The sequence below is a fragment of the Anabaena sp. UHCC 0399 genome (genome assembly GCF_034931465.1).
Taxonomy (GTDB): Bacteria; Cyanobacteriota; Cyanobacteriia; order Cyanobacteriales; family Nostocaceae; genus Trichormus; species Trichormus minutissimus.
This window is the reverse complement of sequence record NZ_JAYGGZ010000017.1, coordinates 17,022-30,552: the sequence shown is the minus strand read 5'-3', so window position 1 is coordinate 30,552 and position 13,531 is coordinate 17,022. Positions and strand designations below refer to the sequence as shown.

Sequence of the window (13,531 nt, the reverse complement as noted above, 5' to 3'; positions counted from 1 at the left end):
CTTTGTAAATTCAGGAGCAAAAAAAACTGAAGGCTCGAAATTTGACAAATATTTAGCACCCAAGGGTGACAAAAATTTGGGACTGAGTAGTTTTTGTCCCAAGGGTTTATGGGGGAGTAATGGTTTTTTAATCCCTAGTTCTGAATTATCATCAGAGCCAGTTTCTATATTTTCTCTCATAAACTACTACTCTAATTACTAGAAAAATATCCCGCGCTGTCTCGACCTGATAGAATTGATGCACCACCAGACCTAGTTTTATCAATTTTCAATCCTTCATAGGTTAAAGTCAATTCTTCAATAGCTACTGTGTTGGATTCTGCACTTAAGGTTGGTGCTTTCCATGAAATAGGAACAGCACCAATTAGAGTCCAACATTGCATTGTTTCTCCAGCTTGATTAAATAGTAAAATGTTCACGTTACGACGTTGTTTGGCATTTTTACCAACATCACTCAAAATTTGACTAATCCAATTCCAAAAGGTTAAATCATTGGTAATACCGCGTTTGAGTGTCACATCGGAAAATTCAGCTTGGCTTAAAAGGACTCTCTGCTGATCATTTACACCACCTTCAGAAAATTTTTCAGTTTTGACTGTGACACCTAATCCTTGACATTCAGAAAAACACGCACTAATACTACTTTCGATTTCTACATAAAAGCGATTAGCTGTTACGTAGTTCAATTCATGACTGGAATTAGCCATTATTACACTCCTTATTAATTTTTACTACGTTCTTTTTGCAGACGTAATTCTTCTAGCATTAATTCATAAACTCTATCACCTAGTATTTGTAATAGTTGGCGATCGCGCATTACTTTATATGCTAATTTTAAGAGTAATTTATCTTTATCTGAGTTTTCATGATTATGTTTCATAATATAAATAAATATATGTAATTTTTATTTTTTTTGTAAAGGTACTAAACCAGCTTGTTGTAAAAGATTTTGTGCTTCTTCAGTTTTGAGCATATCAGCAAATTTTTGTCCAATTGCAGGACGGCTATTATCTCCGGGATAAATTACGACTATTGGATAACTTAAGGGATAGCTTCCTGTTTTAAATACCTGGATATTAGGGCTATAGCTACCTTTATCATTACATAAGTCTGTATTCGGATCTATTGCTTTGTTAGTATCATTCTGCACTAAAGATTGTACTGCTTGTTTATTACCAGCTACTACAGCCAAGGGATAAACAGAACACTGTCCAAAAACTTGACTGAGTGTAGCAAAACCAATACTACCAATGTCTTCTTTTTCAAATTCTTGTAAAACCCGCCTTAACATTTCTAAGGTAGGGAGGCGAGTAATTTTTATAGATGAATTGTCAGTAAATGTATCTTGCTGTTGATTTTGTTGCTGTAGTTTAGTAAATGTAGATATTGCATTATGGTCTTTTAAAACTCTTTCTTTAAATATGTTCTCTGCTTCCTCTTCCATCGGCATATATAGCTTAACTGGCAAATTAGGTAATTTAGAATTTATTTGATTCCAGTTTTTGATTTTACCTGTATATAAATCTCGCAATTGCTCAATACTAATTTGACCGTTCAAAGCTTTAGGTAAGTTTTGCTCTCTTTTATAGTAGCTAAAAGCCACGAAAACCACCAATCCATCATAGGCGAACTCTTTATATCTGATCTGATCTGGAAATTGATTGACTAAATTAGTCACAGCAAAATCAGATTTCCCTGACTGAACTTTAGCGATCGCCTGTTTTAATTCTTCTTCTGGTTGATAATATATTTCTAGTTTGGGCTGATTTTCTTTGAGTTTATCTTCTAAAGTTTTATCTTGTAAAATTAAATTACTTTGTTGTAAGATATAACTCCAAGTACCAGATTTTTCGCCTGTATATGTATATGTTCCCGGCGGTACACCAGGAACATCTTTCAAACAACAAACCACAACGTCTTGAGGTGCAATTTCTGGCTTGTTAAATATCCTCATGATTAACCAGATAATTGAGCCTAAAAAAATAAGTCCTAATATACTAATTAACAGCCAATAGATAGGTTTAAATTGTTTTTTTGGTTCTTCTGGCTTATTTGTAACTACTAAAACTTGATTCAGAGAAACTGGAGTAATTTGTATTAGTGCTTGTCGTGCTTCTTCAGCGTTAGCGAATGGTTTATCTAGCTTTAAAAGCCTGAGAATAAAAGCTTTAAATTCCGTTCTGACTGATGGCCAATGCTGTTCTAATTTGGGATCAAGTGGTTGATTACTAACAGAGTCTACTGTAGCTCCAGATAACAAATAAAAAGCAACATATCCTAAATATTGTAAATCTTCATCAAAGGTAGGAGTAACTGGTTTAGAATTTGGCAGTAAAAATAAACTTTCCCAGACTGCTAAATCACAGACATGGGTGAAAAACTCTTGTTGATTGGCAATTAATAACAAACTATCCAGACTTAGATTACCGTGTGCTATTCCCTGCTGTACTTGACCCGAAGGCAGACTAAATTTTTGTCCGTGGAGAAATTGCAATGTTTGCAAGACTTGGTTGAGAACATGGTACACCTCCGTTTCACTCATTGCACCATGATGAGTAAGATATGTCCGCAGGGTGGGATAGGTATCTTGATTACCGCCAGTGATCAGATAGCAGCGTTCTTCTACTGGATCAGCGATCGCATCCCAAGGTAAAATTAAGCGGATATCCTGAACTCGACCATCGGCTAAACTCAACCCCGCCAAACGCTCAAAGGCTTGTTTTCTATCTCTGGTTTCCTCAAGATTAAAAGCACGTTGGGGTAACAGGTATTCTTTAATTACCACAGGCTGTTGGTCTGCAACCTGAATACCCTCATACAACCGTCCCATTCCTCGCTGTCCCAGAAAGCTATCTATGCGGTATCGACCCCGGTAGCCACGAATTTCAGTTTTTGGTGGCAAAATAGCCGGAAAACTACATTTGACGCATTTTTTAGCGGTGGGATCTGTCTCTAGGGTTTTTTGCGTCCATACACAGGTTAAAGGATTCTCACTCAAGCATTGATAGCGTCTGTAAACCGTATCCAAGCCTGGAGAAATGGGTGTTTCAACAGTTACCGCCGGAGGAATAGACCCAGTTTCTGCAACTTCTAACTTTTGTTCTTTTGGGAAAAGACCAGGTAGCTTGGCTTTGATTTGTGCATAAACCACGACTAAAACCCCTAGCGATCGCTCTCATGTCCGCATACTACACTGATTTTTTAGCTGTGGACATTAGACTTTCCGCTAGAAGATGAGATTAACTTGGAATGCGCGACCTCTGAAATACAGCTACATCAGAAACTATTGAGCGAATACCACAGCTACATCGCATCCTGTCTTCCCCGATTTGGGGGGTTATCACCCTACCAGGTATGTTTGGATTTCTGAGTTGGATGGTCACTGTCCCAAGCCGCTACAGCCTCGTTCAAAGTTTTTGCCCCGCCTGGTATCAACCAGGAAGTTGACTTCACGACATTACCAGCATCTGAGCCTGCACTCCTCTTGACATGAAGAAAGTTTTTGCTTATTGGTACTGGGTGATAGTGGGTTTCAATATTATATTGATTATACTCCGGGTAATCTGTGACTGTTGTATCGCGGATTCTAACTGTTGCATGGATGTAGACAGTATCTTCTTTCACAATTATTTCGCCCTTAATAATTGTTGCTCCCGCAGGTTGCTGTTTAATCCACTCTTTAATTAGGGGATTTGTCGCATCTTTTGTTACGTAAACGGGTTCTTGCTTAGTTGCTGGGCTACCAGTGAAAACCTGAGCAGTTATATCCTGTTTTGGCGGTTTCTTTTTCTTAGTTTTGTTCCCTTGTCCACTCCCTGTAGGAGTTGTTGAAGGTGGTTGAGAAATTGCAGGTGACGTTGGTTCTGGTGTTGTTACTTCAGTCGGTTTTGTTTCATCTGCTTGCTTTTTAGCTTCTGCTTTTTTGATGGCGTTATCAATCGTTTTTTCGAGTCCACCTAAACTGGTTGCTTGCTCAAAATAATAGTCGAAGTCTTCAAAACAAATGCCTTTGTATTTGTAGAGAGCTTTTCCCAGCCCCAGACTATTGTTATAATTATCTCTGATCTTTTTAAGAAGGGTTTTATCTGTTTTGCTAGTTACGTCTTCTTGATCCAGTCTTTGAATCAGATTATCTGACGTTGTGTATGTATTTGGTAGTTGCCTATCTATCCTAGGGTGCGATCGCTGTACTACACCACCTCTTTGCTGTACCACATGAGTTAACTCATGAGCAATTAACTCCTGTCCTCCTCTAGTTCCAGGCGCATACTCCCCCTGGCGAAAGAAGATATCCTGTCCTGTTGTAAAGGCTTTAGCCTGAATTGATTGATTTAAGTGGTCAGATTTGGAATCACTATGAATTTTTACCCGACTGAAATCAGTCCCAAATACCTGCTCCATTGGTTGTCGGATATTCTCTGCTAGGGGTTGTCCGTTACCCTTCATTCCTTGGATTGACTTCTCTAAATCAGGTGTTGCAGCCATCCCTCCCGCAACAGACAAACGCTGCACAATTGGCTTCATTTGCAGTTTGTCTTCTTCTGATTGTTCCTGACGCTGAATAGTACCAGCGAAGGGTTTCATTTGCAGTTTATCTTCTTCTTCTGGAGCATCTAAACGCTGAATCTGACTAATTTGAGGCGAATTAATCCGTTGCACTACACCTGCGGCTACCCGATCTGCTTCTTGCTCATACTTATCCCCTGGCTGACCAATTGTCAGCTTCATCTGAATGCGTGGTGGTGATGGCGGTTGATAGCCTGGACGAAAAGTTGATATATTGGCAAAGCTATTACTAGACTGCTCTGCTTTCTCCTGTTGAGTCTGTAAATCTGGCGTTTGTGGTAGAGGCTGGACGACAAAGGGACGCGGTGCAAACTGATTTGATACTGGTGTGTCGGAGGACTTAGCAGAAGTTTTACGTGCTTTGTATTGTCTACTATACATTTGCCCCATCCTCCCAGTATTTTCAGGTTTGCTTGATTATTCCGGCATAGCTGGTAACAATTTTCGCACGATATGCCAGGAGATAGTTAGCGATCGCTACTATTTGTCATAGGTACAGAAGCAAGTTAACCTGTTTACTTACAATCTATTAACAATGGTGCTTTCTGAACGCTTTACCCAAGCTTTAATTTACGCTACAGAACTCCACGCTCAACAAGTGCGTAAAGGTTCTGGTGTTCCTTATATTTCTCATTTATTGGGTGTTGCCAGTATTGCTTTAGAATATGGTGCGAATGAAGATGAAGCGATCGCAGCCTTATTACACGATGCCATAGAAGACCAAGGCGGTGCAACGACACGAGCCGAAATTTGCCGCCGTTTTGGTGAAAATGTCACAGCAATTGTCGATGGTTGTACAGATGCGGACACCATACCTAAACCCCCTTGGCGACAACGAAAGGAAGCATACATTGCTCATATAGCTAAAGCTTCCCCCTCAGTATTACTGGTATCCGCAGCTGATAAACTCTACAATGCCCGCTCAATTCTCAAAGATTATCGCTTAATGGGTGAATCACTCTGGCAACGTTTCCAAGGAGGAAAAGTTGGTACTCTTTGGTATTATCGAGCGATGACAGATGCTTTCAATCAAACTCAAACTACTGCCATTGTTGAAGAGTTAACACGAGTAGTTACAGAAATTGAGCAGTTGGTAGCGATTCAAGAAGGCATTCCCGATGAAACAGGAGGATAGCTCATGGGGACTAGGAATTTTAGGTTTTAGATTTTGGATTGAATAATCTAAAATCTACTCATTGCAAATCCACTCATTGAAAGGCTGGGTACTGGGGAGACAATAGACATCTCCATAAATTAAATATGCGTTATTCAGAGAAAGAGACGTAGGAATGCTACATCTCTTTCTCTCAGAACTCAAAACTCAAAACTCAGAACTCAGAACTCAGAACTCAGAACTCAGAACTCAGCACTCAGCACTCAGCACTCAGCACTCAGCACTCAGCACTCAGCACTCAGCACTCAGCACTAATTAACGGAACATACTACTTATAGAAGTATCTTCATGAATCCGCCAGATGGTTTCCCCTAACAAATTAGCTACTGACAGCGTTACTAGTTGGGGGAATCGATCGCTTTCTGGTATGGGAATTGTATTGGTGACAATTACTTCCTCAAATAAGCCACTTGACAACCGCTCAACCGCAGGTGGAGAGAACACTGCATGAGTAGCGCAGGCATATACTTGGCGTGCGCCTTCTTCACGTAGTAACCTAGCGCCTTCAGCAATTGTCCCACCAGTGTCGATCATGTCATCAACCAAAACGGCGGTTTTACCCTTAACATCACCAATCACATTCAACACCTCAGCCACATTGTGCGCCTGACGACGCTTATCAATAATGGCTAAGGGGGCATCATTTAGTTTTTTTGCAAAAGCCCTAGCTCTCGCTACACCCCCAACATCGGGGGAGACAACTACAATATCATGTAGTTGTTTGCTGGCTAAATAATCCAGGATGACGGGTGAACCGTAAACATGATCAAAGGGAATATCGAAATAGCCCTGAATTTGAGCCGCGTGTAAATCCATTGCCAAAACCCGGTTAGCACCTGCTTGAGTAATCAGGTTAGCAACTAGCTTGGCTGTGATGGATTCTCTCCCGGCTGTTTTTCGATCAGCACGAGCATAACCATAGTAAGGAACTACTGCTGTTACCTGCCGTGCAGAAGCCCGCCGACAGGCATCAATCATAATCAGCAATTCCATCAAGTGATCATTCACGGGCTGACAGGTTGGTTGAATGAGGTAGACATCACAACCCCGAATCGATTCCTGAATCTGGACATATAGTTCCCCGTCCGCAAATCTTTTGCGAATCATAGGGCCTAAGTCCATACCCAGGTAACGAGCTACTTCTTGCGAAAGTGGTACATTGGCAGAACCAGAAAAAAGCCGCAGGCGATGATTTTCAGTCAGTCCTGTTGCAGCTGGCTGCACTTTGAAAGTGGCAGAACTGAGCACAGCAGATCCTCGATGTGCATTCATGGCAATATTAGCACTAGATATTTAGTAGGTTTAACTGAAATAGACCAAAAAAAACATCTGATAAGTTTTCTTGAAGCTTTGATAATTACTTTAAATATTTCTCAACATAATTATTAGCTGCTCATGTTCCCTTCCTTGTGACAAAAAATTCTTCATAGATGAACTGACACCAACTCTGTAAACTAGTCTCATTAGTTGAACCTAGGGTAATAACAAAAAACCAAATCTTTTCGAGATTGCCGCCTCTATACCATTGTATGTCTCAATTCAAGACTGAATAGCTCTTAAATTGATATAACCGTCCTATTTGAATTATCAGAGTTCCGAGACTGTAAAACCTCATTTTCTTGAAAAAACGGGTTTTCGGCTCTTACAAAGGATTAAGGATTGCTATAGGACTCAGCAACCAGAGACATTTACCAACAAATATGTTGGGGGTATCTGAATGTTTACTGAATATCTAAATGATAGTAGTTGCAAAATTATAATATAAACTGACTGACTATATTTTTGGTTATAAATCACAAAAAAATTTTTAATTTAAGAGTATAGCCCAATTCTAAGCTGTGGAGGTCATAAATGATGAGTTGGCTAGCACCACTACGTGGAAGTCAAAACTCTTATATCTTATGGCTTTGAACAATTAATATTGCTATTTTTATTTTGTCCATGCTCCACTAGTTATGGAATGTGGGTTTTTGATAACTGTTCTTAAAAAATCAATAATTAAGAGTTAACTGCTAATAATCACAACTAGCTTTTGCAAAATAGGTACAAGTAGCTGAAATTGTTACATTCGCCTTTACTATCAGACTTCTATCCTAATATTTCGCCAAATCATAGATGTATGGTAAGAGTGCTTATAGCCTTTTCTTAACAAAGTAGCTAAAGTAAATAACTACAATTGTTTTTATTTTTTAAAATCCGTTGAAATTGCTGATCTGAATATTTGAAGATTATGCTACCTGCACAAAATTATTAGTATTTTTGGGGTATTTTATTTCCCTTACGGAAGGGTTTACGCTGACAGCAGATTTATAATTTATTATTGATGAATATTTTGAGCAAATAGATTCTACCACGGTAATTAACTATGTCAAAACTATATTCCTAGGAATTATGGGGAGTGGAGAGTGCTGTAAAGCCCTGCGGGCATAGCTGCGCTTATAGCGGTAGCGCGGCGTTTAGCCGGTGCTGGGTGCTGAGTGTTGTGTAAGGTAGAATATCGCTGTCTCTTAAATATTGCCCCATACCCCCAAAGTGGTCACTGCTGAGATTATCTTGGTGGATGACTTCCTTCTCAGTTGCGACTACATCTCTATTAATGAATCATGCAACCACCAATTTCCATTGGCACTGTTCTGCAAAACCGTTACCGCATTATTCAAATTCTTGGACAAGGGGGATTTGGTAGAACCTATTTGGCGGAAGATCAAAGACGCTTTAATGAACTGTGCGCGATTAAAGAATTGATTCCCTCTGGAACGGGAACGTTAGCTTGGGAAAAGGCTCAAGAACTGTTTCACCGGGAAGCAACTGTTTTGTATCAGATAGTACATCCCCAAATACCAAGGTTTCGCGAAAGGTTTGAGCAAGACCAACGCTTGTTTTTAGTCGAAGACTATGTTGCAGGTAAAACCTATCGGCAAATATTGACTGACCGCCAAAAGAATAGCCAGAGTTTTACTGAAGCCGAAGTATTATATTTGATACGCTCCTTATTACCTGTATTAGAGCATATTCATGGACGGGGGATTATTCATCGTGATATTTCCCCAGACAATATCATTTTGCGCGATGGCGATACTCAACCAGTGTTGATTGACTTTGGTGTAGTTAAAGAACTGGCAACGCGTCTGCAATTTCCAGATAGTACAACACCTGTCACCACTGTCGGCAAATTGGGTTATGCGCCTAGTGAACAGATGCAAACAGGGCGTGCTTATCCTAGTAGTGATTTGTATGCTTTAGCGGTGACAGCAATAGTTTTGTTGACTGGGAAAGAACCATCAGAATTATTTGACGAAAATCAACTGACTTGGAATTGGCAAAAGTGGGTGAGTGTAAATCCAATATTTGCCCAGATTGTGAATCGGATGTTGAATTATACTCCTAGCGATCGCTATCAAAATACAGCTGAAGTAGCACAAGCGTTAGAAATACTAGATCAATCTAGGATGAGTGTCTCTCTCCCTGAAATTTCCCGTGTGCAAACAGTCGCTGTTGGTCGCCGTCCTGACTTTGTACCACCACCACCACCCAACAAACTTGATCCGGTAATTCCACCCAGTCGCAGTAGTTCAGTTTTAGATAATCCCTTGGCATTGGGGGCGATTGGGAGTGCTGTCGTCATTTTGGCAGGTTTCGGTTCTTGGGCATTAGTCAGTTCTATCCGCAGTCACTCATCATCTCAACCACAAGAAACATTACCACCACAAAATTTTCCTTCCCCGGTGGTTGAGGGTACATCAACCCCTACTCCCACGCCTACACCTACGCCAGAACCTGTAATTATTAACAAACGTCTTAATTTGGGAGATATCAACACCGCCATAGTTGAAGATACTCTCCAAGCCAATCAAATCATTCAATATAGTTTGTTTGGAGAAGCAGGAGACAAGTTAACTATTTCTGTTATCCAAGGTGACGGCGTTTTGGTGACAGTATTAGCCCCCAATCAACAACCAATTGACAGTGGCGCACAGCAAGTAACTAGCTATGTAGATATATTGCCCAACACTGGTAGATATACTATTCAGTTAACTTTAGCCCCTGGAGTAGCGGCTAGTGACTATAACTTGAATGTGGCGATCGAAAAACCCATCCAACCGACACCCATATTTACACCCACGCCTACATTTACACCTCCACCTACACCTGCACCTACTTTTCTCACACCTACCCCAACCCTTACCCCTACACCGACACCCACCCCAACTGATGACATGGAGATGATCAACCCACCTGCTGATAGCACCTTTACGCCAATTCCTGAAGCGACAACTTTACCGTGAGGAGTGCTGAGTGCTGAGTGCTGTTAGCGGTAGCGCGGCGTTTAGCCGGTGCTGAGTGAGGAGTGAGGAGTGAGGAGTGAGGAGTGAGGAGTGCTGAGTGCTGTTAGCGGTAGCGCGGCGTTTAGCCGGTGAGGAGTGCTGTTAGCGGTAGCGGGAGTTGAACAGCGTGGAGAGTGGGATGATTAGCTGTTGAGGAAATTTCAACAGCAATGTATTAGAATGTTGATGATTTGTGAACAATTGCAAATTCATCTTCAAAAGTAATTCCGGTTATCCAGATTTAAACCCGCTTGTTAAAAGAACTACTAATTACTGGCACTGATACCGAAGCAGGTAAAACTGTTTTGACTACCGTTTTGTCAGCCTACTGGCAAAAATATTATCCTCAAAGTCGCTTGGGGATTATGAAACCAATTCAATCAGGAGTAGGCGATCGCGAATGGTATCAAAATACATTTAAATTAGAACAATCACCTGAAGAAATTACGCCCCTATACTTTCAAGCACCTTTAGCACCCCCCATCGCCGCCGCTAAAGAAAATCGCCCAGTGGATTTAGCGATAGTCTGGCAAACTTTAACTAAATTGCGATCGCAGTGTGATTTTCTGTTAATAGAATCATTAGGTGGTTTAGGTTCACCAGTTACTGATGAGTTAACAGTAGCTGACTTAGCTGGAGAATGGCGTTTACCCACTATTTTAGTAGTTCCAGTCAAATTAGGCGCAATCAGCCACACAGTAGCTAATGTAGCCTTAGCCAGACAAACACGGATTAACCTCAAAGGTATTGTCTTGAACTGCACACAACCCCATTCCGACGCAGAAATTGCCGATTTAACACCAAAAGACCTAATTCAATCCCTCACCAACATTCCCGTATTGGGATATCTACCATATATAGATAACCTGACCGACCTCGATAAACTCGCTCAAATCGCCTCAAATCTAGACTTAGAAAAACTATCTTAACTTTTTTCTTTATCCGTGTCTCCGTGTCTCTGTGGTTAAAAATTCTATTCTCTGCCAAAAATAATTGTGATGGTTTCTAGCTTTCCCACTCCCGCCTCCATTGACCTATCGCGTGTGCGTTTAGCAATTCGTTCATTGCAACCACAGTTAGTAGAATGGCGACGGCGACTACATCAAAAACCAGAATTAGGTTTTCAAGAAAAGCTAACAGCTGAGTTTATCTCCAACAAATTACAAACCTGGGAAATTGACCATCAAACTGGGATTGCTAAAACTGGTATAGTAGCCACCATCAAAGGAACAAAACCCCCAACTCATAACTTCCCACCGGCTAAACGCCCCGCTACCGCTAACAGCACTCAGCACTCCTCACTCAGCACTCAGCACTCAGCACTCAGCACTAATAAAGTTTTGGCAATTCGTGCAGATATGGATGCTTTGCCAATTCAAGAACTCAACGAAGTACCCTATTGTTCACAGCATGATGGTGTGATGCACGCCTGCGGACATGACGGACATACTGCGATCGCGCTCGGAACAGCTTATTATTTACAACAGCACCGTCAAGATTTTGCGGGTACGGTAAAAATTATCTTCCAACCTGCTGAAGAAAGTCCAGGGGGCGCAAAGCCAATGATTGAGGCTGGAGTCCTGAAAAACCCTGATGTTGATGCGATTATTGGGTTGCACCTCTGGAATAATTTGCCCTTGGGAACTGTGGGAGTTCGCAGTGGGGCGTTGATGGCGGCTGTAGAGTTATTTGACTGTAAAATTTTGGGTAAAGGTGGACATGGCGCAATACCCCATCAAACAGTTGATTCTGTGGTAGTGGCTGCCCAAATCGTCAACGCCTTACAAACCATTGTGGCGCGGAATGTCAACCCCATTGATTCTGCCGTGGTGACTGTTGGCGCACTCCACGCAGGGACAACTCACAATGTGATTGCTGACACAGCCACTATGAAAGGAACTGTGAGGTATTTTAACCCTGCTTTCCAAGGCTTCTTTCATCAACGCATTGAGCAAATTATTGCTGGCATTTGTCAAAGTCATGGGGCAAAGTATGATTTAGAATATGGGTCACTTTATCCCCCCGTAATTAATGATACAAGTATTACGGAGCTAGTGCGATCGGTTACAGAGGAAATTGTAGAAACGCCTATGGGGATAGTCCCAGAATGCCAAACTATGGGCGGAGAGGATATGTCATTTTTCTTACAAGAAGTTCCTGGTTGTTATTTCTTTCTCGGTTCTGCTAATCCAGAAAAAGATTTAGCCTATCCCCATCATCATCCCCGGTTTGATTTTGATGAAACAGCCTTGGGAATGGGTGTAGAAATATTTATCCGATGCGTGGAGAAGTTTTTTAGTTGATTTAATGTTTTTTAGATTACCAATATCTACAACCAAAGACATAATTCTAGTAATTATGTCTCAAACTTGTTGCTTAATGCTTGATTTTGAATACTTAATTGCTAACAATACAAGAGGGATTTAAGAATCTCATAGTCAATTTCGATCATTTGACCCTTCTACCCTAGTCCGCTCAAGCGGACTTTTTTTATGGATAATGAATTACTGGCTTTTTTCGCAGGTGTTGGTTTACTAATTGCGTATCTCATCTTTTCTGCATTAACTGAAATGGGGACAAAATTTCCTTGGAAGAAATAATAAATGCAAAGAAGGTTCGTAGTAAGGACTTTAGTCCTGATTTTCTACGCACTAAAGTGCTGACTACAAACCATTTTTCAACTTTTATATCTTACTAACGCAAAGATTCAAAAATTACGGTGATTGTAATTAAACAAAAAAGCATGATTCCCAATGGTACAAATAAATGTTGTAAAACATAAACTAGTATGGGAATGATGTTTAAACCTCCTAAAGCATGAGAAATAGCATAGACAATAGAAAAGCCAAGAAACATTAACAAGAAGTATTTCAATGACCTAGACGTAACACGAAAGAGGATAGTATCTTGATTTGTGTTCATAATGCACTCCTGGAAATAGTTGGAGAAAAATACAGAAGCCTGAATTTAGTATTAATCTAATTACTGGATTCTGACTTCCTCTTGAATTGTGACTGCTGACTCTGGTTGCTGCTGATTTTGATAGTTACGTCTTTCTAAAACAACTATCAGTTGAAATGCGGCAAATAACATTAATAACAACATCAACAATGAACCAAATCCAGAGTATCTATTTATTTCTCTCTCAACACCACATTTAAGACAAACGTATCTATTGGGGTTCTTGGTATCTTGAGCAAATGGGCAATAACTATGATTGCAATCGTGATGACATTCTTTATTCAACATTATTGAACCTCCTGTAGGGTGAAGACTTACACACTATTTGTAAACACTCTCTACAGAATCTAGTTAGTTAATCTTTACTGCCTATTTAGTAACCGCTACTTTTATTCAGTTTTGCTAGATAATATTGGTTATTCAGTTATGATTGCTCAGGATTCAATTAAAAGTAGTAGCGATTTTCATCTTTCCTCAACCACATTCACTTGGCAATTAACCTAAC

Annotated in this window: 13 protein-coding genes; 5 read left to right on the top strand and 8 right to left on the bottom strand. The window is 40.5% G+C overall.

All coding sequences use genetic code 11. From position 1 onward, the window contains the following. The 5 genes from VB693_RS11560 to VB693_RS11540 form a co-directional block, all read right to left on the bottom strand. Positions 1 to 180 (bottom strand): hypothetical protein (locus VB693_RS11560; protein WP_323266390.1); only part of this gene is annotated, 180 nt, incomplete at its 3' end. Positions 181 to 191: 11 nt separating this feature from the next. Continuing rightward, complete coding sequence (locus tag VB693_RS11555) at positions 192 to 707, bottom strand: phage tail protein (RefSeq protein WP_190708219.1); 516 nt, start codon at positions 705 to 707, stop codon at positions 192 to 194. Positions 708 to 721: 14 nt separating this feature from the next. Beyond that, entirely contained in the window at positions 722 to 880 is a 159-nt protein-coding gene (locus tag VB693_RS11550) for a hypothetical protein (RefSeq protein ID WP_190708221.1), read from the bottom strand. 24 nt (positions 881 to 904) lie between these two features. Next, entirely contained in the window at positions 905 to 3,151 is a 2,247-nt protein-coding gene (locus VB693_RS11545; protein WP_323266389.1) for a substrate-binding domain-containing protein, read from the bottom strand. A 194-nt stretch (positions 3,152 to 3,345) separates the two neighbouring features. Then, the gene (locus VB693_RS11540; RefSeq protein WP_323266388.1) at positions 3,346 to 4,947 is read right to left on the bottom strand and encodes a DUF4157 domain-containing protein; all 1,602 of its coding nucleotides are present in this window, start codon (positions 4,945 to 4,947) and stop codon (positions 3,346 to 3,348) included. 157 nt (positions 4,948 to 5,104) lie between these two features. Between VB693_RS11540 and VB693_RS11535 the strand changes: the two genes are divergently transcribed. Together VB693_RS11535 and VB693_RS11530 are read left to right on the top strand one after the other, a co-directional pair. Then, positions 5,105 to 5,701, top strand: a complete 597-nt coding sequence (locus tag VB693_RS11535; protein ID WP_323266439.1) for an HD domain-containing protein — start codon at positions 5,105 to 5,107, stop codon at positions 5,699 to 5,701. 154 nt (positions 5,702 to 5,855) lie between these two features. After that, positions 5,856 to 5,999, top strand: coding sequence for a hypothetical protein (locus VB693_RS11530; protein WP_323266387.1), 144 nt, complete (start codon positions 5,856 to 5,858; stop codon positions 5,997 to 5,999). Here the strand turns inward: VB693_RS11530 and VB693_RS11525 are convergent. Continuing rightward, positions 5,996 to 7,012, bottom strand: coding sequence for a ribose-phosphate pyrophosphokinase (locus VB693_RS11525; protein WP_190708232.1), 1,017 nt, complete (start codon positions 7,010 to 7,012; stop codon positions 5,996 to 5,998). The genes VB693_RS11530 and VB693_RS11525 overlap by 4 nt on opposite strands. A 1,331-nt stretch (positions 7,013 to 8,343) precedes the next feature. Between VB693_RS11525 and VB693_RS11520 the strand changes: the two genes are divergently transcribed. The 3 genes from VB693_RS11520 (at position 8,344) to VB693_RS11510 (ending at position 12,368) form a co-directional block, all read left to right on the top strand. Next, entirely contained in the window at positions 8,344 to 10,026 is a 1,683-nt protein-coding gene (locus VB693_RS11520; RefSeq protein ID WP_323266386.1) for a serine/threonine-protein kinase, read from the top strand. A 290-nt stretch (positions 10,027 to 10,316) separates the two neighbouring features. Next, positions 10,317 to 10,994, top strand: coding sequence for a dethiobiotin synthase (gene bioD, locus VB693_RS11515; protein ID WP_323266385.1), 678 nt, complete (start codon positions 10,317 to 10,319; stop codon positions 10,992 to 10,994). Positions 10,995 to 11,063: 69 nt separating this feature from the next. After that, positions 11,064 to 12,368, top strand: coding sequence for a M20 family metallopeptidase (locus VB693_RS11510; protein ID WP_323266384.1), 1,305 nt, complete (start codon positions 11,064 to 11,066; stop codon positions 12,366 to 12,368). 391 nt (positions 12,369 to 12,759) lie between these two features. On the opposite strand, the gene VB693_RS11505 is transcribed toward VB693_RS11510, so the two are convergent. Both VB693_RS11505 and VB693_RS11500 read right to left on the bottom strand, forming a co-directional pair. Further along, positions 12,760 to 12,987, bottom strand: a complete 228-nt coding sequence (locus VB693_RS11505) for a hypothetical protein (protein ID WP_190708238.1) — start codon at positions 12,985 to 12,987, stop codon at positions 12,760 to 12,762. A 60-nt stretch (positions 12,988 to 13,047) separates the two neighbouring features. Next, the gene (locus tag VB693_RS11500) at positions 13,048 to 13,314 is read right to left on the bottom strand and encodes a hypothetical protein (protein WP_190708240.1); all 267 of its coding nucleotides are present in this window, start codon (positions 13,312 to 13,314) and stop codon (positions 13,048 to 13,050) included. Between the last annotated feature and the right edge of the window lie 217 nt (positions 13,315 to 13,531).

Bases quoted from the DNA above. Each gene is read 5' to 3' on its own strand.
- VB693_RS11550 (WP_190708221.1), bottom strand. From the start codon at position 880: ATGAAACATAATCATGAAAACTCAGATAAAGATAAATTACTCTTAAAA.
- VB693_RS11520 (WP_323266386.1), top strand. From the start codon at position 8,344: ATGCAACCACCAATTTCCATTGGCACTGTTCTGCAAAACCGTTACCGC.
- VB693_RS11540 (WP_323266388.1), bottom strand. From the start codon at position 4,947: ATGTATAGTAGACAATACAAAGCACGTAAAACTTCTGCTAAGTCCTCC.
- VB693_RS11510 (WP_323266384.1), top strand. From the start codon at position 11,064: ATGGTTTCTAGCTTTCCCACTCCCGCCTCCATTGACCTATCGCGTGTG.
- VB693_RS11505 (WP_190708238.1), bottom strand. From the start codon at position 12,987: ATGAACACAAATCAAGATACTATCCTCTTTCGTGTTACGTCTAGGTCA.
- VB693_RS11530 (WP_323266387.1), top strand. From the start codon at position 5,856: ATGCTACATCTCTTTCTCTCAGAACTCAAAACTCAAAACTCAGAACTC.
- VB693_RS11500 (WP_190708240.1), bottom strand. From the start codon at position 13,314: ATGTTGAATAAAGAATGTCATCACGATTGCAATCATAGTTATTGCCCA.
- VB693_RS11555 (WP_190708219.1), bottom strand. From the start codon at position 707: ATGGCTAATTCCAGTCATGAATTGAACTACGTAACAGCTAATCGCTTT.
- VB693_RS11525 (WP_190708232.1), bottom strand. From the start codon at position 7,012: ATGAATGCACATCGAGGATCTGCTGTGCTCAGTTCTGCCACTTTCAAA.